Origin of the sequence: Aestuariibaculum suncheonense (assembly GCF_014596935.1) — a bacterium.
Lineage (GTDB): Bacteria > Bacteroidota > Bacteroidia > Flavobacteriales > Flavobacteriaceae > Aestuariibaculum > Aestuariibaculum suncheonense.
This window is the reverse complement of the sequence record NZ_JACVXC010000001.1, coordinates 31,676-53,340: the sequence shown is the minus strand read 5'-3', so window position 1 is coordinate 53,340 and position 21,665 is coordinate 31,676. Positions and strand designations below refer to the sequence as shown.

The following is a 21,665-nucleotide window of genomic DNA, read 5'->3' as shown; positions in this document are numbered from 1 at the left end:
CATTTTCTACAAATTCTATAGTTACTTATTACTGTTTATATGCTCTATTCTAAAACCAATATCGGTTATACCTTCAAGCTCATCCACACCATTCACCTTTCCATTTTCGCGCATCGCGTGCTGAATATTTACCTGATAGTTGCCTGATTCGCTAAATACAACACCTTCCTTATACCAAAGCTTGTTTTCTTTAGTATCGGTTACACCCGTACCTAACAATTTTCCTGAAGAATCGGCCATACGATATTCTAGAGTATCTTTTACAGTTTTACCATGCGGAAATACCATTTCTACAATTAAAAATAAATTGTTGTATTTGTAGGCATTGGTGTTTCTAAGGTTGACAAATAAATTATAGGCATTTGAAGAATCTGGTGGCGTAATATTAAAACTAACAACAGAATCTTTATGCCATGCATTGGGAACCGATTTGTACTCATCGAACACACGATTTGAGTCGCAAGACACAAATACTAATGAAACTATCGCTAAAAACAATAACGCATTACTTCGTAACATCCTTATTCTTTTGACTTTGGTTTGGGTTTTGAGGTTTCTTTTTATTTTTAGACCTATTATTCCTGCTTTTATTCTTATTCCCTCCAGCGTTTTTAACAGCATTAGTAGGAGCTGTTCCTGTGCTTTTTTCCTTTGGATTAGGTTTTGAATTAGAACTTTTATCTGCAGTACCTTTATTTGCTGTGTTTTTATTATTCGAATGGCCTTTTGGCTTATTACCTTGCGGCTTGGCATTCTTACTTTTATTGTTTTTACGTTTTCTACTAGGTTTCGGACTATCAAATCGTGTTAAACTATCCTGTCCTACAACGTTTTCAAACTCGGTTTTAGTATCTTCAATAAGATCTGAAGCGTATTCCTCCAGACTGGCAACCTTCTTATTCTTCTTGTTTAAAGCAATAATTTCATTCGCCTGATCGGCTGTTATTTTATGCCAGTTAATCCATTCGCCCTCATAAGCGTACCACATATGACCTTTAAAAATATCGGTTTTCTGACAAATGGCGACTCCCTTTTCGGTTTGAAGTTTGATATCAGATTTTGGAAAATCTTTCAACGCATCTAAATACGTATCCAGTTCGTAGTTTAAACAACATTTTAACTTACCACATTGTCCTGCTAATTTTTGAGGATTTAAGGACAACTGCTGATAACGTGCTGCCGATGTACTTACCGAACGGAAATCGGTTAACCAAGTAGAACAGCATAATTCACGTCCACAAGACCCAATACCTCCAAGTCTGGCAGCTTCCTGACGGAATCCAACCTGTTTCATCTCGATTCGCGTTCTGAATTCACGAGCAAATACTTTAATTAACTCACGGAAATCGACACGCTCTTCTGCAGTATAATAAAATGTGGCTTTACTGGCATCACCTTGAAACTCGATATCAGAAATTTTCATTTCCAACTTCAAATCAATAGCAAACTGTCTTGCTTTAACTTTCATTGGCTCCTCGCGATCGCGAGCAGCATGCCAGATATCTATATCTTTTTGATTGGCTTTGCGGTAGATTTTTAAAACTTCCTCGGGTGTTTCTGAAATGCTTTTGCGTTTCATTTGAATACGCACCAATTCCCCCGTAAGGGTTACCATGCCTATATCGTGCCCCGTTGGAGCCTGAGTAGCCACGACATCACCAATACTTAGGGTTACATTCTCGGTATTTTTATAGTAGTCTTTTCTTCCGTTTTTAAAGCGAACTTCAACCCAGTCAAATGGTTTTTCTCCACTTGGAAGCGACATATTAGACAACCAATCAAAAACGGTTAGTTTATTACAACTATCTGTTCCGCAGGTGCCATTATTCTTACATCCTTTTGGTTGACCATCTTTACCAGTTGAACAACTGTTACAAGCCATAAATTTATATATATTGAATTCGCTAATAATTAGCTTATTGCGAATGAAGGTTCATATTATTTCTAAAAGGTAAAGATAAGATTATTATACAGACTATCTAAATGGATAAAAAATTAAATATTTTTTACGTCAATTATCTTTACGGGGCATGCTTTTGAAGCATTTTCGCAGTCTCCTAAAATGGTATGATCGTTAGACTTAATGGTGAAAAAACCTTTCTTTTCTACACTTTTCAACAACACCGACTTTCCATCTTTTTTCGACATTTGAAACTGATTGGGTGCTAATTCCACACAGTAATTGCACCCAATACATTTATATCGTTGTAGCGTAACAACAACCATTAAGCCTCTACTTTATTTTCTACAATTTTATATAATTTATCTGAAGGGCGAATTCTAAATCCTAATGGAATCGTTACTAAATCACCTTTTGAAGCTTTAGATAATTGCTCGTCATTCACCAGCATTTGCGCCACCTCAACTTCTTTAGCGCCTGTGGTCGGTCCCGTTACTAAAATAGTATCGCCTACCGATAAATCAAAGGCTTCAATTTTAAATTCACCAATTTGCGATTTTGGGAAATAGTGTTGTCCTTTACCAATGTACACTTTCTTCTGTGTGGCATGAGAACCAGACCCGACACTCCATTCTCCGAGTTTTTGTCCAAGATAATACCCGTTCCAGAAGCCTCGATTATAGACTTTCTCCAGTTCCTTCATCCAGGATACCACCTTATCTTTATCGAAAGTACCTTCCTCTAGACTATCAATGGCCTGACGGTAGCATTTAATTACGTTGGCTACATATTCCGGTGCTCTACCGCGACCTTCAATCTTCAATACTTTAATACCGGCATCGGCCACCTGGTCTAAAATATCGATGGTACATAAATCTTTTGGAGACATCATATACTCATTATCCAATTCTATTTCGAAACCAGACTCCTGATCAATAACCGTGTATTTTTTTCTACAATTTTGCTTGCAAGCGCCACGATTAGCCGAAGAATTATGCGAGTGTAAACTTAAATAACACTTTCCGGAAACCGCCATACATAAGGCGCCGTGACCAAAAATTTCGATTTCTACTAATTTCCCTGAAGGACCTTTTACCTGCTCTTTTTCAATTTGTTCAGTTATCTTTTTTACCTGACGCAGACTCAACTCACGACTTAATACCATGGTATCGGCAAACATCGCATAGAACTTTACGGTTTCAATATTAGTGATATTGATTTGTGTAGAAATATGCACTTCCATACCAATCTCACGAGCCGCCATAATTACCGCCTGATCCATAGCTATGACTGCCGTAATATTAGAATCTTTGGCTTTTTGAATCAACGTTTTTACGATTGATAAATCGTGATCATAAATAATGGTATTTAAGGTTAAATAAGTCCTTACATTTTTCACCTGACAACGCTCGGCTATCTCCGGTAAATCATCTAAAGTGAAATTGATCGATGCTCGGGCACGCATGTTAAGTTGCTCGACACCGAAATAAATAGAATCTGCACCATTATCTAACGCGGCTTGCAGTGATTCGAAATTCCCTGCAGGTGCCATTAACTCAATCTTTTGCATAACAAATTAGGCTTTATCGGTTTTGAAATGCTCGAAAATGTTTCTTAAATCTTTTTTATAAGGTAAGTGGTCGGCACGACCTTTTTTGAAAATATCGTTACTGTTTCCTTGTCCTTTACGTAATGCCTTTTGCTCTTCATATGGCAATCTGTTAATTTCCATACAGGTTGTAGAACAACAGTTTTCCATTTCTTCCTGACATTTCGGACACTGGATAAACAGTAAATGACACGCATCGTTAGCACAGTTGGTATGTACATCGAACGGCTCACCACATTGGTGGCACTGAGCAATAACATCCTCGCTAATACGCTCGGCACGACGCTCGTCGAATACGAAATTCTGCCCTAAAAATTTATTTTCTAAGTTTTGTTCTTTTACCTGACGCGTGTACTCGATAATACCACCTTCAAGCTGAAATACATTTTTAAAGCCTTTATGTTTGAAATAAGCACTGGCTTTCTCACAACGAATACCTCCAGTACAATACATGACCAAGTTTTTATCTTCTTTATGGTCTTTTAAATCTTCTTCAATAATATCCAACGATTCTCTAAAGGTATCGACATCTGGTGTAATCGCATTTTTAAAATGACCTATTTCACTTTCGTAATGGTTACGCATATCAACCAATACGGTATTTTCGTCTTCAATAAAACGGTTAAAATCTTCCGCTTTTAAGTGTACGCCTTTGTTGGTTACATCAAATGTATCATCGTTTAATCCATCGGCAACAATTTTTTCACGCACTTTCACTTTCAGTTTCAAGAATGATTTATTGTCTTGCTCTACCGCAATATTTAAACGAATATCCTTTAAAAAATCGATGGTGTCTAAATGCGCTTTGAACTCATTGAAGCGATCGGCTGGCAAAGATAACTGGCCGTTAATACCCTCGTGAGCCACATAAATTCTACCCAGCACTTCTAAAGCGTCCCAGGTTAAGAATAAATGATCTCTAAATGTTTGAGGATTGTCAATTTTGGCGTACTGATAAAAAGAAAGCGTTAATCGATTTTTTCCTGCCTGGTCGATTAATTCTGCTCTCTCTTTAGCACTTAATTTATTGTACAGTTGCATGCTATACTAATTTTTAAGGTTAAAGATTATATTTTAATGGCGCAAAGGTAAACAATTTAAACACAACACCCAAGAGCATTAAAAAAGCGCTCAATACAGTATTAAGCGCCTTTTAAAATCATTTCGAGCTAGTCAACTTAAAATGTTTCACTGGTAAATTTCATAGCAATAATTTCCCTAGTTATTTACTAGATGCAAAATGTTTAAAAAGGTTGCGTCATAAAATTGTATGATGATAAAAGATGTAGTATTTTAGCATACAATTTTCAGAAAAAAATACAATACGAAATGAGCAACGAAAAAGAAGCGAAATTAAAAGCGCTAAAACTTACATTAGACAAATTAGATAAGGCCTACGGAAAAGGTACTGTAATGAAAATGAGCGATCAGGCAGTTGTAGATGTTGATGCGATTTCATCGGGCTCATTAGGCTTAGACATTGCTTTAGGTGTTGGGGGATATCCTCGCGGACGTATCATAGAAATTTACGGACCAGAATCCTCAGGTAAAACAACCCTTACCTTACATGCGATTGCTGAGGCACAAAAAGCAGGTGGTATTGCTGCTTTTATTGATGCCGAGCATGCTTTCGATAGATTTTATGCTGAAAAATTAGGTGTCGATTTAGAAAACTTAATCATATCGCAACCAGATAATGGTGAGCAGGCTTTAGAAATTGCCGATAACTTAATCCGTTCAGGAGCTATTGATATTGTAGTAATCGATTCGGTGGCTGCTTTAACACCTAAAAGTGAAATTGAAGGTGAAATGGGAGATTCTAAAATGGGATTACATGCCCGTTTAATGTCTCAGGCTTTAAGAAAACTTACCGCTTCTATCAGCAAAACCAATTGTACAGTTATTTTCATTAACCAGTTACGTGAAAAAATTGGTGTGATGTTCGGTAACCCGGAAACCACTACTGGGGGTAACGCTTTAAAATTCTACGCGTCAGTACGCTTAGATATTCGTCGTTCTACTCAAATTAAAGAAACAGACGGAAATGTAGCCGGTAACAAAACCCGTGTTAAAGTGGTTAAAAATAAAGTGGCACCTCCGTTTAAAACTGCCGAATTCGACATCATGTATGGAGAAGGTGTAAGTAAAGTTGGTGAAGTTTTAGACATTGCTGTCGAAAACGAAATCATTAAGAAAAGTGGTTCTTGGTTTAGCTATGAAGACACCAAACTTGGTCAAGGCCGCGATGCTGTCAAAGCCCTTATAAAAGACAACCCTGAACTTATGGAAGAGCTCGAAGCGAAAGTAAGAGCGGTAGCCAAAGCAGCTTCTGAAGGCGAATAACAATAAAAATCCCGATAAAATCGGGATTTTTTTTATTTACATACGCAACCCTTTAAACAGTTTAGCATCTTAGTAACAAAAAGCATAAAAGAAAAATTATCTAATTTATTATGAAAAAGTTACTATTATTAAGTTTAAGCTTATTACTCTTTGTGTCTTGTGACATTGATGACGACAAGTACGACGACTATTACTTCGAAATTCTACCTGTAAAAAGCGTAGACATTCCAGAGGAGTTTGTTATGGGAGAAACCTACCCCATTACCGTTACTTACGAAAAACCATCGTCTTGCTATGTTTACAGAAACCTATACTACGCCAAAGAAAACAACCAAAGAACTGTAGCACCTATTATGACGGTTTATGACAATAATAATTGTCAACCTTTGGTAGAGTTTGAGGAAGATGTTACCTTTAATTTTATCGTAACCAGCAATGGGTCTTATGTGTTTAAATTCTGGCAAGGCGAAGATGAAAATGGTGAAGACCTGTATTTAACCATTGAAGTTCCGGTTGTAGAGTAAACTAAAGAAGTATAACTAATACGGCTAATTTGAGTTTGAATCAACTCATAGAACAGTGCAAGAAACATGATATTAAGGCACAAAGCGAACTATACACACTCTTTTCGGGTAAGTTGTTTGCTTTGTGCTTAAAGTACTCACGTAATTACACTGAGGCCGAAGATAATTTACAAGATGCTTTTTTAACCATCTTTAAAAAAATAGACCAATACGAAAATAAAGGCTCGTTTGAAGGTTGGTTAAAGCGCATTACTGTAAACACCGTTTTGCAGCATTATAGAAAAGAAAAGATTTTTGAAATTGCTCACGACAATACTATAGAAGATGTTGAAGTAGAAGTTAATGAAGAACGCGTTTCTATTGACTATCTATTACAAATCATTCAGGAATTACCAGACCGGTACCGCTTGGTGTTTAACCTTTATGTACTGGATGGTTATTCTCATAAAGATATAGCAGACATGCTGGGTATTAATATAGGAACCTCAAAATCTAACCTCGCACGCGCCAGGCAGATTTTAAAACAAACTATAGAATTGTATCTGGCATCACAAAATTTACAATCATTATAATAATGAATGATAAAAAAAATATAGACAGACTTTTCCAGGAACGCTTTAAGGATTTTGAAGCGACTCCTAAAGATGCTGTCTGGAAAAATATCGAAGCTCAGCTTGGTAAAAAAGAAAAGAAAAGAGTCATTCCTATTTGGTGGCGCTATGCTGGCGCTGCAGCTGTATTATTAATATTGCTTACTTTAGGCAATCAATTTATTAATGATGAACCATATTCTATTGAAGTTCCCACCGTTGTAGACACGAATAATTCTACCGACGCTTCAAACCCTGGTAAAATCAAGATTTCTTCAAAAAATAATGAAACCTTAACTTCTGAAGATAGCTTAAACCAAAAATCATCTGAAATTACAAACCCTATTCAACAAAACAGTAAGGCTTCTATTGCCTCAACTGAAAAAGCTGTTTCTAAAAACAACAATTTAAAACCAAATGTAGCATCCCTTAACAATGCTATTTCTCAGAATAATTCAGAAGATAATGTCAACACTATAGTTACCAATAACTCTAATACAAGCAACATTGAGAATTCTGAATCTCAAATCACGAAAAGCACACAAAACCTCAATAATACTGTTGAAAATGCTATTGCCAATACGCAGTCTCCAAAAGATGAGAAAACGACTTTAACTATTGAAGAAGCTATAGAAAACAGTAAAACCGTTGCCGAAAATAACAGCAAGCTTAACCGTTGGAGTATTGCGCCTAACGTGGCACCGGTATATTTTAATTCTTTAGGCGAAGGCTCTTCATTAGATCAACAATTTGTAAAAAACTCGAAAACCGGAGAAGTCAATATGAGTTACGGTATTAATGCCAGTTATGCGATTAACAAAAAAGTACGCATTAGATCGGGAATTAACCGCGTTAATTTAGGATATAACACCAACGATGTCGTTGTCTACGAATCGACCGCATTTAGCAGCAGTTCCGGTATTATGAAAAACGTAAATCCTACCGGTGTTAAAAACAACGAAAGCACACTTACAGTCATTAGCTCAAACAATATTTCCGAGGCCAGCAAAGCTCCGGAAACCTTTAAAAGCTTCAACACTTCACTAAATCAATCGTTCGGGTTTATTGAAGTTCCTTTAGAAATTGAATATGCCATTACGGATAAAAAACTAGGTATCAATGTTATTGGCGGCTTTAGCTCCCTATTTTTAAATAATAACGAAGTGTACTCTCAACCAATAAACGGATCCAGAACCTACATCGGGGAAGCCGTAAACATAAATAATGTGAGTTATAGTGCCAATTTAGGATTGGGCTTAAATTATAAAGTGACAAAAAAATTAGACCTGAACTTAGAACCTATGTTTAAGTACCAGATTAACACATTCGAAAACACGTCGGGAGACTTTAAACCTTATTTTATTGGGGTTTACAGCGGATTCTCGATTAAATTTTAGATTTTTTGGTTAGATCTGGATATTGATTTTATTGTGCCCTAAATCAATATCATAAAAAGGCTGCTCGGTGCCCAGAGCAGCCTTTTACTATTTTGTATAAACCAAACTATCCGAAGCTTTTAAGCTGATTTAAAATAATGTTTCTGGAGGTTTGATTAAGCGATTTTGTATGCTCTATTTGCAACGCTTCCGTTGGTAAAAAAGTATGCACCTTAACGCGCATTACTCCGGGACCTCCACTAAAAAAAGTATAGGAAAAGCGTTTTTTGTTATCAGCAAAAGTAATAGGAACCACAGGAATATTATGATTAATGGCCAAACGGAACGCGCCGTCTTTAAAGTCGTCAAGTAAAATAGCTTCATCAGGAACACCCCCTTCAGGGAAAATACAAATACTCAAACCTGATTTTAATCGACGCTGCGCTCGTAAAAACACCGCCTGTCTGCTTCTTACCGAACTTCTATCTACCAAAATACAGGTGCGTTTATAGAAAAATCCGAATAAAGGAATGTTAGCCAATTCTTTCTTCCCAACAAACACAAACGGATTACTAACCGTTACCAGCATGAGCATGATATCGGCCATAGAAGTATGATTAGCTATCAACATATAACTTTTACCGTATTCAGGTGTTTGCTCCCGTTCAATTTTAAAATAAAAGCCCATGCCTATCAATATAAACTTTGCCCAAATTCGAGCTAACTTAAAGAAAAACGGATACCATTTTTCCTTTAATATTGAAACAAAAAGCAACGGAAACAGGAACACAATTGGCAAGGCTACAAGCACATAAAACCAAATGCGGTATAAAATCCAGAACAGATATTTAAACACTCTCATACAAACAAAAATAGCCTTTTAAATTGATTCTATTCTAGGCAACTTCATTTTTAAAAATTTGCAAAGTATATCTCAGTTCTCTCACAATTAAATAATATTTCGCTTTCGCTGAAAGCGCCTCTTAGAAACGCTTTTTTATGTTGCCAAGTATAATTACATTTGCGCTTTCGTTTAATTTAAACCATTTCCGCTATCGCGTAAATAACAATTATGGCAAGAGTATTAACAGGTATACAAAGTACAGGAACACCTCATTTAGGAAACATTTTAGGCGCAATTATTCCAGCTATTAAAATGGCCGAACAACCTGAAAACGATTCCTTTTTATTTATCGCTAATTTGCACACTTTAACGCAAATTAAAGACGCTGAAGAATTACGCAACAACACGTATTCGGTGGCTGCAACCTGGCTTGCCTTTGGTTTAGATATTGAAAAAACAGTTTTTTACAGACAAAGCGATATTCCACAAGTAACCGAGTTATCATGGTATTTAAGTTGCTTTTTCCCATATCAGCGTTTAACATTAGCACATAGCTTTAAAGATAAAGCAGACCGTTTAGAAGATGTAAATTCCGGTTTATTCTCCTACCCGATGCTTATGGCGGCCGATATTTTATTATATGATGCCGAAATTATTCCAGTTGGAAAAGACCAGTTACAACATATCGAAATGACCCGTGATGTGGCGTCGCGTTTCCATGCGAAAATGGGAGACGTTTTTGTGTTACCTGAAGGAAAAATTCAGGAAAACACTATGCTTATTCCTGGAACCGATGGAGAAAAAATGAGTAAATCTCGTAACAACTTCATCAATATTTTTGAAACCGATAAAAAGCTTCGCAAACAAATTATGGCTATTAAAACTGATAGCACACCATTAGAAGAACCTAAAGACTGGTCTACTTGTAACTGTTTTGCGATTTACAATTTATTGGCTGATGACAATCAAATCGTAACCATGAAAGCCAACTACGAAAATGGTAATTATGGTTACGGTCATGCAAAACAAGCCTTATTTGAATTGATTGTTGAGAAATTTGCTACCGAACGCGAACGTTACAACTATTACATGAACAACTTAAACGAACTTGATAAAGCTTTAGCTCTAGGCGCTGAAAAAGCCAAACAAGTTGCCGATAAAGTTTTAGCTAAAGTGCGAGAAAAAGTAGGTTACTAAATCAATTCAAAAAATTTCCCTGGTAAGGGACGCACAACCCCTTTCAGTTCCATATTCAACAAAATACTGGCTACTTTAAAAATGGGCAAATTACAGTTAATGGCAATCATGTCTAACTGTTGTTTATCTTCATTTTTAAGGTAGTGATAGATTAACTTTTCGGTGTCATCTAACTCTATAAACAACTGCTTTTGAATAACAGGCTTTGAGGCTTCCTCCAGTTGCCAGTTTAAAATATAAGGGACATCGAGAGGTGTGGTTAACATGTGTGCTCTTTGCTGCTTAATTAAATTATTACAGCCTGTACTTTGCATATCGGTCGTACGTCCGGGAACTGCAAACACATCGCGATTATACGAATTAGCAATATCTGCTGTTACTAGACTTCCGCCCTTCTCCGCCGACTCAATGACTATAGTCGCTTCGCTCAAACCAGCAATAATACGATTCCGCTTTAAAAAATTATTTCTATCGAAAGCATCAGTAGACCAGAAATCGGTAAAAAATCCACCGTTTTGTTCGACCTCCGCCATGTACTTTTTATGCACTTTCGGATAAATCTGGTTCAGACCATGCGCCAGACAACCTATAGTTTGCAGCTTGTTTTTTAGGGCGGCTTTATGCGCCGTAATATCTGTTCCGTAGGCAAACCCAGAAACAATAACAGGATCAAAAACAGCCAATTCTTCAACCAATTGTTCACAAAACGCCATTCCGCTGGTGGTGATTTTCCGGGTACCGACAATACTGATGAGGTGTTGCTGTTTCAAATTAATATTTCCGGTTTCAAACAGTAAAATGGGTGCATCAATACAATGCTTCAGCTTTTCAGGATAATCTTCCGATTCGAAATACGATACTTTTATGTTCTCCTCTTGAATAAACTTCAGTTCGGCTTCAGCAGCTTTGAGATGTTCTGTTTCAAACAAATGCTTCAGCGTAATTGCACCAACATTATCAATTTTAAGCAAATTCTGCCGTTTTTCTTTTAAAACTGCTTCGGCACTGCCGCAATACGCAATAAGCCGCTTTGCCATAATATCTCCAATATTAGGGACATGCTGTAAAGCTAAGGCATAAAGTAACTGATCTTCACTCATGGTATACTTCTGAATTTCAGTCTACAATAAAAGAATTTTCGCACTGCTAAAAAAAATATAAAAGTAAATTTTTATCGAATGCATAATTTTTTAACTTTGTTAATATGCAATTAGAAACTTACATAAGCGATTTACTGTATAGATACGAGTGTATTACCATTCCTGAGTTTGGTTCATTTTTAACTCAGCGTGTATCTGCAACTATAGATGAAACTTCAAATGCGTTTTTTCCGCCAAAGAAAATACTATCGTTTAATGAGCAAATTCAAAAGAATGACGGCTTATTAGCGCATTATATTGCCGATGTAGAGCAGATTTCTTTCGAGGCTGCTAACCAGAAAATCGCAAAACGTGTAGACGTTTTAAAAGCTAACTTAACACAAGGTGAAACCCTTAATTTTAAAAACATTGGAACCCTAATTTTTAACAGTGAAGGGAAAATCATGTTCGAACCATCGTATCAGGTGAATTACTTAACCGACGCGTTTGGTTTATCGCAATTTGTATCGCCGTCGGTCGCTCGAGAAACTTACAAAGAGCAGGTTGAAGCCGTTGAAAAGGTGATTCCGTTGACTATTACCGCTGAAAAACGTAAAAACAGACCATACTTTAAATATGCTGCTATTGCTGTTATAGCCTTAACCCTTGGAGGCTTTATAGCTTCTAACTTCTATGTAAATCAAATTGAACAGCATAACCAAATTGCACAGGAAGAAGCTTACAAGCAACTGGATAACAAAATACAACAAGCGACATTTAGTTTAAATCCGCTTCCGGCAGCTAATTTAAAAGTGACGAAACAATCAGGAATTTACCATATTGTTGCCGGTGCTTTTAGAGTTGAAGAAAACTGTGATGCCAAAATTACTGAACTAAAAGCTTTAGGGTTTAACGCTCGTAAAATAGGTGTTAACCGTTTTGGCTTACACGAAGTGGTTTATGCCAGTTACGAAGATCGCCTTGAAGCATTAAAAGCTTTAAGAACCATTAAAAAAGAGCATAATAAAGAAGCTTGGCTTGACGTAAGAAGCTTAGATTAAGCATGCTTTAATGCACTTATTCCTTCTGATTTCTAAAAATCCTTTTACCTTTGCGGCAAAATTAAAATGTACGTAATGAAGGGAAAGACTCCTGCAGAATCAAAAACCATCATGACCGATATGGTTTTACCTGGTGAAACCAATCCGTTAAACAACCTATTTGGAGGTGAGCTCCTGGCTAGAATGGATCGCTGTGCTGCTATAGCTGCCAGACGCCATAGCAGACGAATTGTTGTAACGGCTTCGGTAAATCACGTTGCTTTTAGCAGAGCTGTGCCACTGGGAAGTGTTGTTACGGTTGAGGCTAAGGTATCCAGAGCGTTTAAAACCTCTATGGAGGTGTTTATTGATGTGTGGATTGAAGACCGTGAGTCTGGCTCTAAAAACAAAGCTAACGAAGGCATTTACACCTTTGTAGCAGTTGATGAAACAGGACGCCCGATAGAAATTCCTGAACTGATTCCTGAAACCGATTTAGAGAAATCACGTTTTGCTGCTGCTTTACGCCGTAAACAATTGAGTTTATTACTTTCTGGTAAAATGAAACCGAGTGAGGCTACCGAATTGAAAGCCCTTTTTATGGAAGAGTAATACTTTTCTATTTGATTTATAAAACATATATAAAATCCTGACTTCTGTCGGGATTTTACATTTTATAAATCCACGAGGCCGGATTCTCTGTACTGGTTCCTTTTGAAATTGAAAAACTTAAAATCGTTTCTCCGTTGGTGGGATTAGTGAACACCTGACCTAAAGATTGCTTTGTGGATACTTTATCACCGGTTTTAACATAAACCTTTCCTAAGTTCTTATAAGCCGTAATGTAGTTACCATGCTTAATCATCACGATAGGATTTACATTTTTCATAGAAACAATTGCAATCACTTCTCCGCTAAACACCGCACGTACCTCAGCACCTTTCTCGGTGGCAATACGCACACCATTACTCTTAATGGTTAACGATTTATCTAAAGGATGCGGCTGCGACCCATAACGAAGCGTTACATAGCCTTTTTCTACCGGCCAAGGCAATTTACCGCGATTGGACACAAAGTTGGCTGCAAGCACCTTTTCTTCAGCTGTAAGCGCAAAACTGGACGATGTCGTAGACTTACCCGCTTTCTTATTAGATTTTGCGATAGCTTCTTTAATAATACGATCTATCTCAGCATCTATCCTATCGGCTTCCTGTTGCTTCTTTTTAATTTGAGCCGCATAAAGATTTAAATTACTCTTTATGGTTTTCATCAACTCGTGGTGCTGCTTGCGTTCGGCTTCCAACGAGCGCTGCACTTCCTTGTTTTCGGCAATCAGTTTTTTCTTTTCTTCCTGCTGAGCTAATAATTTAGTATTTGTTTCCTGTAATTCTACCGTTTTTAACTTGATGGTTTCGCCTTGCTGCTTTTGATGATCGGCATATTGCTTCATATACTGCAACCGCTTATAGGCTTGCTTAAAATTGTTTGAAGACAGTAAAAACATAATACGACTTTGCTGATTTTTACTCTTATAAGACTTGACAATCATAGCAGCATATTCTTCCTTCAACACCTTTAATTCATCTCTTAAATCGGTGATTTTTTTCTGATTCGTATTGATTTGACGTGTTAAATAATTCGCCTGCTGATTGGTAACTTTTATTAAATTGTCGAGCACATTAATCTTATAATTAAAACCTTCAATTAACGATAACTCCGACTTTTCCTTTGACTTATTTTCAGCGCGAAGCTGATTGATTTTTTGAATTTCACGACGTAACTCCTGCCTACGGGTTTCCAGTTCCTTTTGTTTATTGCTTTGCGCCAATACCAGCGTACTGCTTAGGGTTATAGCCAGTATAAAAAACAGTTTATATGCAGAAGTTTTACAGCTCATTAAAGTTCTATTTCTTTAAAACCTGATGGTATTTTAAACGGAAATCTCAAGTCTTCGTTCAGACTAACATTTTTAAATTCCAGATTCACAATCAATTCTTCATTGCCTTCTACGGCAATAATTTTAATGTTCTCTGGAAGTAATTGTTTATCGATACTCTGATAAGCTAAATAATCGATTTGTAAATGTCTGAATGCTTTAGGTTGTGAAATTTGCTGCGATTGCACCTTAAATCGTAACGGATCTAACAAGAAGAAAATCTCAAACAATTCGCGTTGATTTTTGGGTTGAACCACATATAAATTATCACTTACTTCCGATGTATAGTCGTTATCCTTTAAACTATAAATGGTTTCTCCGTAAAGTAGATTCTGAACTTTTTGAAAGTCTAACTCTGTCCCTAACAATTGACTTAAGTAACTGAAGTCTCCTTCAAAATAGGTGTTATCCAACTTATTGTAGAAGCTTACTTTTTCCGGAGTGATTAACACTTTAACCACCGAAAACGCGGCACTCATCCAGATGGCTTTATCTTTTTCAGCACGGAAACTCACCGAATAGGTCTGTGACTTATCGCCATCCTGATAATTAATTTTTAATTTAGACTGAAGGGTTTTAAAATAGGCAACCTGCTTAGCGTTTTCCTTTATTAGCTGACGGGTTGAAAGCCTTAAACTGGCCTCACTGCCACTAATATGTTTTGAAGACTTACAATTAAACATCAAACCCAGGGCCAGGGTTAATATGATGTATTTAAGTTTGTTCATTTAATTCGAGGTTTCTAATTGTTTTGCTTTATCACTAAACGTTTTTGCCTTGGCCGTATTGTTTAACAAGGTGTGTGCTTTACTTAACTGCGTATAAAAATCATGCTCCATTTTAGCATCATCAATGATATAATCCAAGCCCATTTCTAAACTATTAACCGCTTTTTTAGGGGCGTTTAATTCGTTTAGTGCTACGCCGTTTATTAAATAAAACAACGGTTGAGACGGATATCTTTGAAGCACCTCGCTACTTTTTTGCTCTGCCTTTGTATACTGTTGCAAATCTATGTAAAGTAACAACACATTACGAATGACATTAAAGTTTTCTGAATTTATTTTTAATGATGCTTCGAAATATTCCAAGGCTTTTACTTTATCATTTTTAGACAGATAATATTGCCCTAACTCGGCTAGGGTTTTACTGTTATTGGTATCTCCAACAAGTGCTGTTGCCTCAACCAAATCGCCTTCATATTCGGGATGTTCGCTCACAAACTGAACAAAATCGGTTAGCACTTTCAACTTGGCTTCTGGTTTTATCTCACTACTCTTCACTACAATTTTCATTGATTCGATAGCTTTTTCAGCATCGTTATCATCTAAATAAAACTTATAAAGAGCCAAATGTACCAATTGTGAATTAGGATTGACTTTCAGCAGTTCTTTAGCGGTTTCAAAGGCCTTTTCCTTTTCATTATTTTCGCTGTAACGGAATATTAAAGCCAGATAATTGGCTTCACGATCCGGATCATTCTCAACACGGGCTTCCAGATTTTTAATCTGATCATTTTTCTTTCCGGTGGCACTGTAAATCTGATTACGCATCACATCACGACGTGGTGAAATACCCAATTCGGCATCCAACTCATCCAAAATCTTTAAGGCTTCTTTGTAATCTTTGTTTCTAACGTATAACGAGGCCAAATCTTCTTTATAATCAGTGTGGTATTTAACCAATTGCTTAACGGTTTTTATCGCCTTATCATAATCGTTTTGAACGATATAATAACCATACAATTCATCTAAAAACCATTCGTTATCCGGAGCTTTACTAACGGCTTTTTTTAAGGCATCTTCGGCAGCACCGAAATTTTTAAGTTGCATATAGTTTTTACCCAACTCGAAATACAATACTGGCACCGAATTATCTAAGTCGATACATTTCAAAAGGGCTTCAACAGATCGATCGTAATTCTCGATGCTTTTCTGTTTTAGTGCTTCGTAAAAGTATTCCTGAAATTTATCTTCAACATCACCCAAATCGTCATCCGGTCGTTTGTTAAAATCGACCTGAGCATAGCTTGTGGTAACGCTCCATAAAACGACTATGATGTAAATCACTTTTTTCATTTCAAATCTTACTAATGCGACAAAACTTTAAGTCCGATAATGGAAGTTATTAAGGTTATTAAAAAAAATATACGCATAAACGTTGCCGGCTCTTTAAAAATAAAAATACCAACCAAAACGGTTCCAACAGCTCCAATACCTGTCCATACGGCATACGCTGTTCCTATTGGTAGAGTTTGGGTTGCTTTAACTAATAAGCTCATACTAACGAACAATGTTAGCACAAAACCAATATACCAAAAGTACATAGGTTGACCGGTGGTTTCTTTGGCTTTTCCTAAACAAAATGCAAAAGCAACTTCAAATAAACCGGCTATTACCAAAAGAACCCAATTCATAAATTATGATATAAATACTATTCTAAAACACTGTAATCACCAATACTGACACTGCTAAAGTTACCATTATATTTTACATGGTTACCAATCATTGCTTCATCTAAATTAGCATTTTTTATGTTCGTATGGTTCTGTATTAAGCTATTTTTAATAATTGAATTATCAATAACACAATCATTACCGATAGATACGTTAGGGCCAATAACGCAATCTCTTAACACCACATGTTCACCTATAAAACAAGGCTCAATAATTTCGGCATTATCAAGCGTTACTGATGAAGCTATCATTTGCTCTTCAGCATCAGCCTTTAAAAACTGAAGCATTTTCCCATTAGTATCAACGGTAATGGCTTTATTTCCGCAGTCCATCCATTCGTCAACGGTTCCGGTTTTAAATATCTTACCGTCTGCCATCATGCGCTTAATACCATCGTTTATCTGATATTCGCCTCCATTGGTTACATTTTCATCTAAAACCTCTTGTAATTTATCTTTTAAAACGGCAACATCTTTAAAGTAATAAATACCAATAACCGCCTGCTTACTGACAAAAGTTTGAGGCTTCTCAACCAGCTCTACAATCTCTTGTTTGTTGTTAAGCTTAACCACTCCGTAAGCTTCAGGGTTTTCAACTTCTTTAGTCCAAATGACGCTATCTGCGGTCGGATCTAAATCAAATTCCGCACGAATCAAAGTATCTGCATAAGCAATAACCGCCGGACCTGAAAGCGATGGCTTTGCACACATAATGGCGTGTCCGGTTCCTAAGGGTAAATCCTGACGATAAATAGATGCTTTAGCGCCCAAACTTTGAGCAAGTGCTTCTAAGCTTTCTACAACGTCGTCACCAAACCAAGCCGGATCTCCTAAAACAAAAGCGACTTCTTCTATAGGTTGTTTTAACACCTTGGCGATATCTTTAACCAAACGGTGCACGATCGGCTGCCCCGCAACCGGAATTAATGGTTTAGGTACTGTTAAACTATGTGGACGCAGGCGAGAACCTCGACCTGCCATCGGTACTATTATTTTCATATTCTTGTCCGCAAAAGTGGATATCTCTTTACATTAAACTTCTATTTTACACCGGTGCTTCCAAAGCCACCTTCGCCTCTATCGGTTTCTGATAGTGCTTCTACAGAAACCCACTCAGCACGCTCGTGTTTCGCAATAACTAACTGCGCGATGCGCTCTCCATTGTTAATCACAAACTCTTCGTTAGACAGGTTTACCAGAATCACACCAATTTCCCCACGGTAATCAGCATCGACAGTTCCTGGAGCGTTTAATACCGTTATTCCTTTTTTAGCTGCCAAACCACTACGTGGACGTACCTGTGCCTCATAGCCTATTGGCAATTCAATAAATAAACCCGTACCTACAATACTGCGCTCTAAAGGTTGTAAGGTTCGTGGTTCTGATAAATTAGCCCGTAAATCCATTCCTGCCGAAGCAATTGTTTCGTAATTCGGTAGGTCGTGACTGGATTTATTGATGATTTTTATTTGCATATTATCGTTTTAAAAGCTGTTTGATTTGTTTTTTTTCTGAAATATAAATGATGGTCAAAAATACAATTAACATTAGTATTCCCATACCATACATACCTCTAAATTTATAAAATGACAGTACAGAAAACCCTATTGATAGGATTAAATACAACCCTATTTTTTTTAGGTTGTACGGAATAGGATAATATTTTCTGCCATAGCCATAAGATAGAACCATCATAACAAAATAAGCAGCTAATGTTGCTATAGCCGAAGCTTTATAACTGAATTCTTTAATAAAAACAATGTTTATAAATAAAGTTACCAAAGCACCAACTACTGAAATATAGGCTCCAAACTTCGTTCTATCTGTAATTTTATACCAGACCGAAAGGTTATGATAAATCCCCAAAAAGAAATTAGCCAACAAGATAATTGGAACAATCCACATAGCTTCCCAATAAGCCTCACTTCTAACAATAATTACCTTTAAAACATCAGCGAACACTACAACCCCAAGTAATATCACCGAACCAAAAGCAACAAAAAACTCCAGTATTTTAGCATAACTTTCCTTTGCATTTTTCGCATTGGCCTGGCTAAAAAAGAAAGGTTCAATGCCTAGTCTGTAAGCCGTTGCAAACAACGTCATAAACAAGGCTAACTTATAGCAAGCCGAATACATTCCGATTTGCGTATCGGCAATAGTTGCGGGCAACAGTTCTTTAAGCAAAATTCTATCGAAGGTTTCATTTATTGAAAACGCAATACCGGCAACAAGCACAGGAAGACCGTATGTCATCATTTGTTTCCAAAGTTTAGCATTAAAATTAAAACTAATCTTTGTATAAAACGGCAACATAAAAGTCAGAGTCACTGCACTGGCAATTAAGTTTGCAATGAATATATAACTGATTTCGAAATTCGGTTTATAAATACTTTCAAATACAGGAAAATGCGATGCTAATGGTTGTAATGCTAGCAGAAAAAAGAGATTCAAACCTAAATTAATGGCAACATTTAAGATTTTAATTATGGCATATCGCATAGGTCTTTGCATCGCTCGCAGCCAGGCAAAAGGAATGATGACCAAAGCATCTAAAAGCAGTATCCAAATGACCAGATTGATATACTTTACATCGATATCTGTTAAGGCTGCAATATGATTTCGAAAAATTAATGCTAAAGTGAAGAATCCAAAAGAAGACAGAATTAAAGACATCACCGAAGTACCAATCACCAGATTTTTATCCTCTTCCTTATGAAAAAACCTGAAAAAAGCCGTTTCCATTCCGTAAGCTAAAATCACATTAAAGATGACAAACCAGGAAAAAATGACATTAACCTCTCCGTATTCGGCAACCGAAGATAACACACCATCGGTTGTATACAGTGGTACTAATAAAAAGCTTAACATTCTAGGAAGCACCGTTGCTAATCCGTAGATAAATGTTTGCTTAAATAATGTTTTAAGTCCGCCCAAAAGCTAATTTATTTTATGGCTAAAAATACACTTTTACGCAACGTAAACCAAAGAAACCCATTTGAAGCTTACATTGTTATAGGATCTAACGTTTTTCAACATTAGAATATTTTAAAAAATGGACTTCATCACCTACCTTAAAGGCAATTATACATTCATTTTCTTTTAAATCGAAAGGTGATTTTTCAGGTAAATGGGGCAAGGTATTACCGTATTCTCCATAAGGCTCATTCGTCATAATAACATCTTTTTTTTTTAAACTATCCTTAAAAAAATGACCAATAAACAAACTATCGTTCACCTGCTCTAACCGGGCTTGTTTTCCTTTAAAGTAAACATGATCTAAGATGATCTTCTGCTTTACATTGGCAACTACATAGATTGCTTTTACGCTATCAACATTCTGGAAGTAAACTTTTGTAATTTCCATAGGCTCACTTGTTTTGTATTGTTTTGCTCCGATACAATTCCACAAGCTTAAGACTAAAAAAACCAACAGACTAAAGTTTACTATATACTTTAAAATATTCATTACTTCTCATTTTTATTGTATTCAAGGTAACATTTTCAAAAGTGATGCCATAAAAAAAGCCTCATAAATTATGAGGCTTTTATTTACTTATTCTTCACCCTGAATATAAACCGTTAAAGGTATATATCCTTTTTGATCTTTAAACTCGGCTTCCGGAACATCCATTTTAAACTGATGTTTTCCTGATTTTAAGTTGCCTAAATCGTAAATTCTAATTGGAATTTTATTACCCGGACACCAGTTATTCCAACGTGCCCATTCTTCAAGTTTCTTAGGTCTTTTTCCGTAAATCCCGTTCCCTTGTGTATTAACGACACGAAACTCTTCACAACTTTCGCCTCCAGGAGTATACTTTGCTAATTCTTCTCCATCAAAATAAACAATATGTTCACGACGAATATATTCCTCTCCGGCTTTATTCGCTCCGTGATTAGATGTTATAACATACAATCGCGCATTCTTTAAAGGCTTTTCTAAAATGAACTCATTCATCTTGATCGTTTCACCTTCCACATCCGTATGTTTATAATTATCTAACTTATCGCGTGAGTACAAATGAATTAATTTTTCATCTTTATTCATGTAATTCTTAGTCGAAGACACCAACTTCATACTACCCCCGTAAATATCACCACGACCTTCGCAACCAGGCACTTCTTTTTGCGCCGCATCTGGAGTTCCAAACAAATCAAACTGAATCCAAAAATCGTAAGTTGCTCTTAACTCCTTATTGTTTAATAAACGCCCTATGTTGTTAATTTCATATAAATAATCGACACTATTAGGCATCTTATTTTTATTCATAAACGGGCTTATAAAACGTGCAATTTCTTGAGTCATTACCACATTTTCATCGGTATAAGGCGCTCCCTTTTTCACAAAATTAAGTCCCACATGACCTAAGCGATCATAATTATCACATCTAGCGTGTAGAGTAACCTGCAAATTTAGATTATCGCTAATCGCACTTAAATCATCTTCTGTTAACTTTTTTACATAACTTGAGTTCTTAAGCCTTATTACGTGTTTGGGTACAGGTTCATCAACGGTTTTTCCATAACCATTATAGAAGATAACATGATCGTAAATTAGTCGTTCTGTAGACTGACTTTCCTGTTGAGATGTTTTACATCCTAATGCTTGCAGACATAAGAGGATGATACATAATTTTTTCATGTGTTAATTTTTATTGTATTTCAATAGTCACATGCAACCTTTGATGATTGAAAATAATCATTTCGGTTTCATTGATTAAGTTTTAATAATTCGGAAAATTATAAAAAACACAGGCCACAATGAAGCTT

Annotated in this window: 23 protein-coding genes; 7 read left to right on the top strand and 16 right to left on the bottom strand. The window is 36.4% G+C overall.

Annotated features, from left to right (window positions below):
• Nucleotides 1-21 precede the first annotated feature (21 nt).
• The 5 genes from ICJ84_RS00275 to trhO all read right to left on the bottom strand — a co-directional run bounded on the left by ICJ84_RS00275 (nt 22) and on the right by trhO (nt 4,550).
• Nucleotides 22-519 carry a gliding motility lipoprotein GldH gene (locus ICJ84_RS00275; protein ID WP_188214359.1) on the bottom strand — a complete coding sequence of 166 codons (498 nt, stop codon included), beginning with the start codon at nt 517-519 and terminating at the stop codon, nt 22-24.
• A complete protein-coding gene (locus ICJ84_RS00270; RefSeq protein WP_188214358.1) occupies nt 506-1,882 on the bottom strand; it encodes a PSP1 domain-containing protein in 1,377 nt (458 codons plus the stop codon). Before ICJ84_RS00270 ends, ICJ84_RS00275 begins: the two co-directional genes overlap by 14 nt.
• Nucleotides 1,883-1,995: 113 nt before the next feature.
• The gene (locus ICJ84_RS00265; protein WP_188214357.1) at nt 1,996-2,226 is read right to left on the bottom strand and encodes a ferredoxin; all 231 of its coding nucleotides are present in this window, start codon (nt 2,224-2,226) and stop codon (nt 1,996-1,998) included.
• On the bottom strand, nt 2,226-3,470 hold the full coding sequence (locus ICJ84_RS00260; protein ID WP_188214356.1) for a peptidase U32 family protein: 1,245 nt from the start codon (nt 3,468-3,470) through the stop codon (nt 2,226-2,228). Before ICJ84_RS00260 ends, ICJ84_RS00265 begins: the two co-directional genes overlap by 1 nt.
• Before the next feature lie 6 nt (nt 3,471-3,476).
• On the bottom strand, nt 3,477-4,550 hold the full coding sequence (gene trhO, locus ICJ84_RS00255) for an oxygen-dependent tRNA uridine(34) hydroxylase TrhO (RefSeq protein WP_188214355.1): 1,074 nt from the start codon (nt 4,548-4,550) through the stop codon (nt 3,477-3,479).
• A 288-nt stretch (nt 4,551-4,838) separates the two neighbouring features.
• Here trhO and recA point away from each other — a divergent pair, with 288 nt between their 5' ends.
• From recA to ICJ84_RS00235, 4 genes are all read left to right on the top strand, one after another.
• On the top strand, nt 4,839-5,852 hold the full coding sequence (gene recA / locus ICJ84_RS00250; RefSeq protein ID WP_188214354.1) for a recombinase RecA: 1,014 nt from the start codon (nt 4,839-4,841) through the stop codon (nt 5,850-5,852).
• 110 nt (nt 5,853-5,962) lie between these two features.
• Nucleotides 5,963-6,376 carry a hypothetical protein gene (locus ICJ84_RS00245; protein WP_188214353.1) on the top strand — a complete coding sequence of 138 codons (414 nt, stop codon included), beginning with the start codon at nt 5,963-5,965 and terminating at the stop codon, nt 6,374-6,376.
• Between the two features lie 29 nt (nt 6,377-6,405).
• A complete protein-coding gene (locus ICJ84_RS00240; protein ID WP_188214352.1) occupies nt 6,406-6,948 on the top strand; it encodes an RNA polymerase sigma factor in 543 nt (180 codons plus the stop codon).
• Nucleotides 6,949-6,950: 2 nt separating this feature from the next.
• Complete coding sequence (locus tag ICJ84_RS00235; protein ID WP_188214351.1) at nt 6,951-8,363, top strand: hypothetical protein; 1,413 nt, start codon at nt 6,951-6,953, stop codon at nt 8,361-8,363.
• A 106-nt stretch (nt 8,364-8,469) separates the two neighbouring features.
• On the opposite strand, the gene ICJ84_RS00230 is transcribed toward ICJ84_RS00235, so the two are convergent.
• Nucleotides 8,470-9,204 (bottom strand): lysophospholipid acyltransferase family protein, encoded by a 735-nt coding sequence (locus ICJ84_RS00230; RefSeq protein ID WP_188214350.1) that lies wholly within the window; start codon nt 9,202-9,204, stop codon nt 8,470-8,472.
• Between the two features lie 210 nt (nt 9,205-9,414).
• On the opposite strand from ICJ84_RS00230, the gene trpS reads away from it, so the two are divergent.
• Nucleotides 9,415-10,383 (top strand): tryptophan--tRNA ligase, encoded by a 969-nt coding sequence (gene trpS, locus ICJ84_RS00225; RefSeq protein ID WP_188214349.1) that lies wholly within the window; start codon nt 9,415-9,417, stop codon nt 10,381-10,383.
• Here trpS and dprA read toward each other — a convergent pair.
• Entirely contained in the window at nt 10,380-11,483 is a 1,104-nt protein-coding gene (dprA, locus tag ICJ84_RS00220; RefSeq protein ID WP_188214348.1) for a DNA-processing protein DprA, read from the bottom strand. The genes trpS and dprA overlap by 4 nt on opposite strands.
• A gap of 104 nt (nt 11,484-11,587) precedes the next feature.
• Here dprA and ICJ84_RS00215 point away from each other — a divergent pair, with 104 nt between their 5' ends.
• Entirely contained in the window at nt 11,588-12,523 is a 936-nt protein-coding gene (locus tag ICJ84_RS00215; RefSeq protein WP_188214347.1) for an HU domain-containing protein, read from the top strand.
• A 75-nt stretch (nt 12,524-12,598) separates the two neighbouring features.
• Nucleotides 12,599-13,114 (top strand): acyl-CoA thioesterase, encoded by a 516-nt coding sequence (locus ICJ84_RS00210; protein ID WP_188214346.1) that lies wholly within the window; start codon nt 12,599-12,601, stop codon nt 13,112-13,114.
• A 55-nt stretch (nt 13,115-13,169) separates the two neighbouring features.
• On the opposite strand, the gene ICJ84_RS00205 is transcribed toward ICJ84_RS00210, so the two are convergent.
• The 9 genes from ICJ84_RS00205 to ICJ84_RS00165 form a co-directional block, all read right to left on the bottom strand.
• The gene (locus ICJ84_RS00205; protein WP_188214345.1) at nt 13,170-14,399 is read right to left on the bottom strand and encodes a murein hydrolase activator EnvC family protein; all 1,230 of its coding nucleotides are present in this window, start codon (nt 14,397-14,399) and stop codon (nt 13,170-13,172) included.
• Nucleotides 14,399-15,166 carry a DUF4292 domain-containing protein gene (locus ICJ84_RS00200; RefSeq protein ID WP_188214344.1) on the bottom strand — a complete coding sequence of 256 codons (768 nt, stop codon included), beginning with the start codon at nt 15,164-15,166 and terminating at the stop codon, nt 14,399-14,401. The genes ICJ84_RS00205 and ICJ84_RS00200 overlap by 1 nt, the downstream gene beginning before the upstream one ends.
• Nucleotides 15,167-16,516, bottom strand: a complete 1,350-nt coding sequence (locus tag ICJ84_RS00195; RefSeq protein ID WP_188214343.1) for a tetratricopeptide repeat protein — start codon at nt 16,514-16,516, stop codon at nt 15,167-15,169. It lies immediately after the preceding gene.
• Between the two features lie 11 nt (nt 16,517-16,527).
• Nucleotides 16,528-16,854 carry a DMT family transporter gene (locus ICJ84_RS00190; RefSeq protein WP_188214342.1) on the bottom strand — a complete coding sequence of 109 codons (327 nt, stop codon included), beginning with the start codon at nt 16,852-16,854 and terminating at the stop codon, nt 16,528-16,530.
• Nucleotides 16,855-16,871: 17 nt separating this feature from the next.
• On the bottom strand, nt 16,872-17,891 hold the full coding sequence (locus ICJ84_RS00185) for a sugar phosphate nucleotidyltransferase (RefSeq protein ID WP_188214341.1): 1,020 nt from the start codon (nt 17,889-17,891) through the stop codon (nt 16,872-16,874).
• A 41-nt stretch (nt 17,892-17,932) separates the two neighbouring features.
• On the bottom strand, nt 17,933-18,367 hold the full coding sequence (dut, locus tag ICJ84_RS00180; protein ID WP_188214340.1) for a dUTP diphosphatase: 435 nt from the start codon (nt 18,365-18,367) through the stop codon (nt 17,933-17,935).
• A gap of 1 nt (nt 18,368) precedes the next feature.
• Nucleotides 18,369-19,829: a lipopolysaccharide biosynthesis protein gene (locus tag ICJ84_RS00175; RefSeq protein WP_188214339.1), complete on the bottom strand. Its 1,461-nt coding sequence runs from the start codon at nt 19,827-19,829 to the stop codon at nt 18,369-18,371.
• Nucleotides 19,830-19,914: 85 nt separating this feature from the next.
• Complete coding sequence (locus tag ICJ84_RS00170; protein WP_188214338.1) at nt 19,915-20,259, bottom strand: hypothetical protein; 345 nt, start codon at nt 20,257-20,259, stop codon at nt 19,915-19,917.
• 189 nt (nt 20,260-20,448) lie between these two features.
• Complete coding sequence (locus tag ICJ84_RS00165) at nt 20,449-21,537, bottom strand: peptide-N-glycosidase F-related protein (RefSeq protein ID WP_188214337.1); 1,089 nt, start codon at nt 21,535-21,537, stop codon at nt 20,449-20,451.
• Nucleotides 21,538-21,665 lie beyond the last annotated feature (128 nt).

Bases quoted from the DNA above. Each gene is read 5' to 3' on its own strand.
- trhO (WP_188214355.1), bottom strand. From the start codon at position 4,550: ATGCAACTGTACAATAAATTAAGTGCTAAAGAGAGAGCAGAATTAATC.
- ICJ84_RS00165 (WP_188214337.1), bottom strand. From the start codon at position 21,537: ATGAAAAAATTATGTATCATCCTCTTATGTCTGCAAGCATTAGGATGT.
- ICJ84_RS00215 (WP_188214347.1), top strand. From the start codon at position 11,588: ATGCAATTAGAAACTTACATAAGCGATTTACTGTATAGATACGAGTGT.
- ICJ84_RS00270 (WP_188214358.1), bottom strand. From the start codon at position 1,882: ATGGCTTGTAACAGTTGTTCAACTGGTAAAGATGGTCAACCAAAAGGA.
- ICJ84_RS00230 (WP_188214350.1), bottom strand. From the start codon at position 9,204: ATGAGAGTGTTTAAATATCTGTTCTGGATTTTATACCGCATTTGGTTT.
- ICJ84_RS00200 (WP_188214344.1), bottom strand. From the start codon at position 15,166: ATGAACAAACTTAAATACATCATATTAACCCTGGCCCTGGGTTTGATG.
- ICJ84_RS00195 (WP_188214343.1), bottom strand. From the start codon at position 16,516: ATGAAAAAAGTGATTTACATCATAGTCGTTTTATGGAGCGTTACCACA.
- ICJ84_RS00265 (WP_188214357.1), bottom strand. From the start codon at position 2,226: ATGGTTGTTGTTACGCTACAACGATATAAATGTATTGGGTGCAATTAC.
- ICJ84_RS00260 (WP_188214356.1), bottom strand. From the start codon at position 3,470: ATGCAAAAGATTGAGTTAATGGCACCTGCAGGGAATTTCGAATCACTG.
- ICJ84_RS00205 (WP_188214345.1), bottom strand. From the start codon at position 14,399: ATGAGCTGTAAAACTTCTGCATATAAACTGTTTTTTATACTGGCTATA.
- ICJ84_RS00245 (WP_188214353.1), top strand. From the start codon at position 5,963: ATGAAAAAGTTACTATTATTAAGTTTAAGCTTATTACTCTTTGTGTCT.
- ICJ84_RS00185 (WP_188214341.1), bottom strand. From the start codon at position 17,891: ATGAAAATAATAGTACCGATGGCAGGTCGAGGTTCTCGCCTGCGTCCA.
- ICJ84_RS00170 (WP_188214338.1), bottom strand. From the start codon at position 20,259: ATGGAAATTACAAAAGTTTACTTCCAGAATGTTGATAGCGTAAAAGCA.
- dprA (WP_188214348.1), bottom strand. From the start codon at position 11,483: ATGAGTGAAGATCAGTTACTTTATGCCTTAGCTTTACAGCATGTCCCT.
- recA (WP_188214354.1), top strand. From the start codon at position 4,839: ATGAGCAACGAAAAAGAAGCGAAATTAAAAGCGCTAAAACTTACATTA.
- ICJ84_RS00275 (WP_188214359.1), bottom strand. From the start codon at position 519: ATGTTACGAAGTAATGCGTTATTGTTTTTAGCGATAGTTTCATTAGTA.
- trpS (WP_188214349.1), top strand. From the start codon at position 9,415: ATGGCAAGAGTATTAACAGGTATACAAAGTACAGGAACACCTCATTTA.
- ICJ84_RS00190 (WP_188214342.1), bottom strand. From the start codon at position 16,854: ATGAATTGGGTTCTTTTGGTAATAGCCGGTTTATTTGAAGTTGCTTTT.
- ICJ84_RS00210 (WP_188214346.1), top strand. From the start codon at position 12,599: ATGAAGGGAAAGACTCCTGCAGAATCAAAAACCATCATGACCGATATG.
- ICJ84_RS00235 (WP_188214351.1), top strand. From the start codon at position 6,951: ATGAATGATAAAAAAAATATAGACAGACTTTTCCAGGAACGCTTTAAG.
- dut (WP_188214340.1), bottom strand. From the start codon at position 18,367: ATGCAAATAAAAATCATCAATAAATCCAGTCACGACCTACCGAATTAC.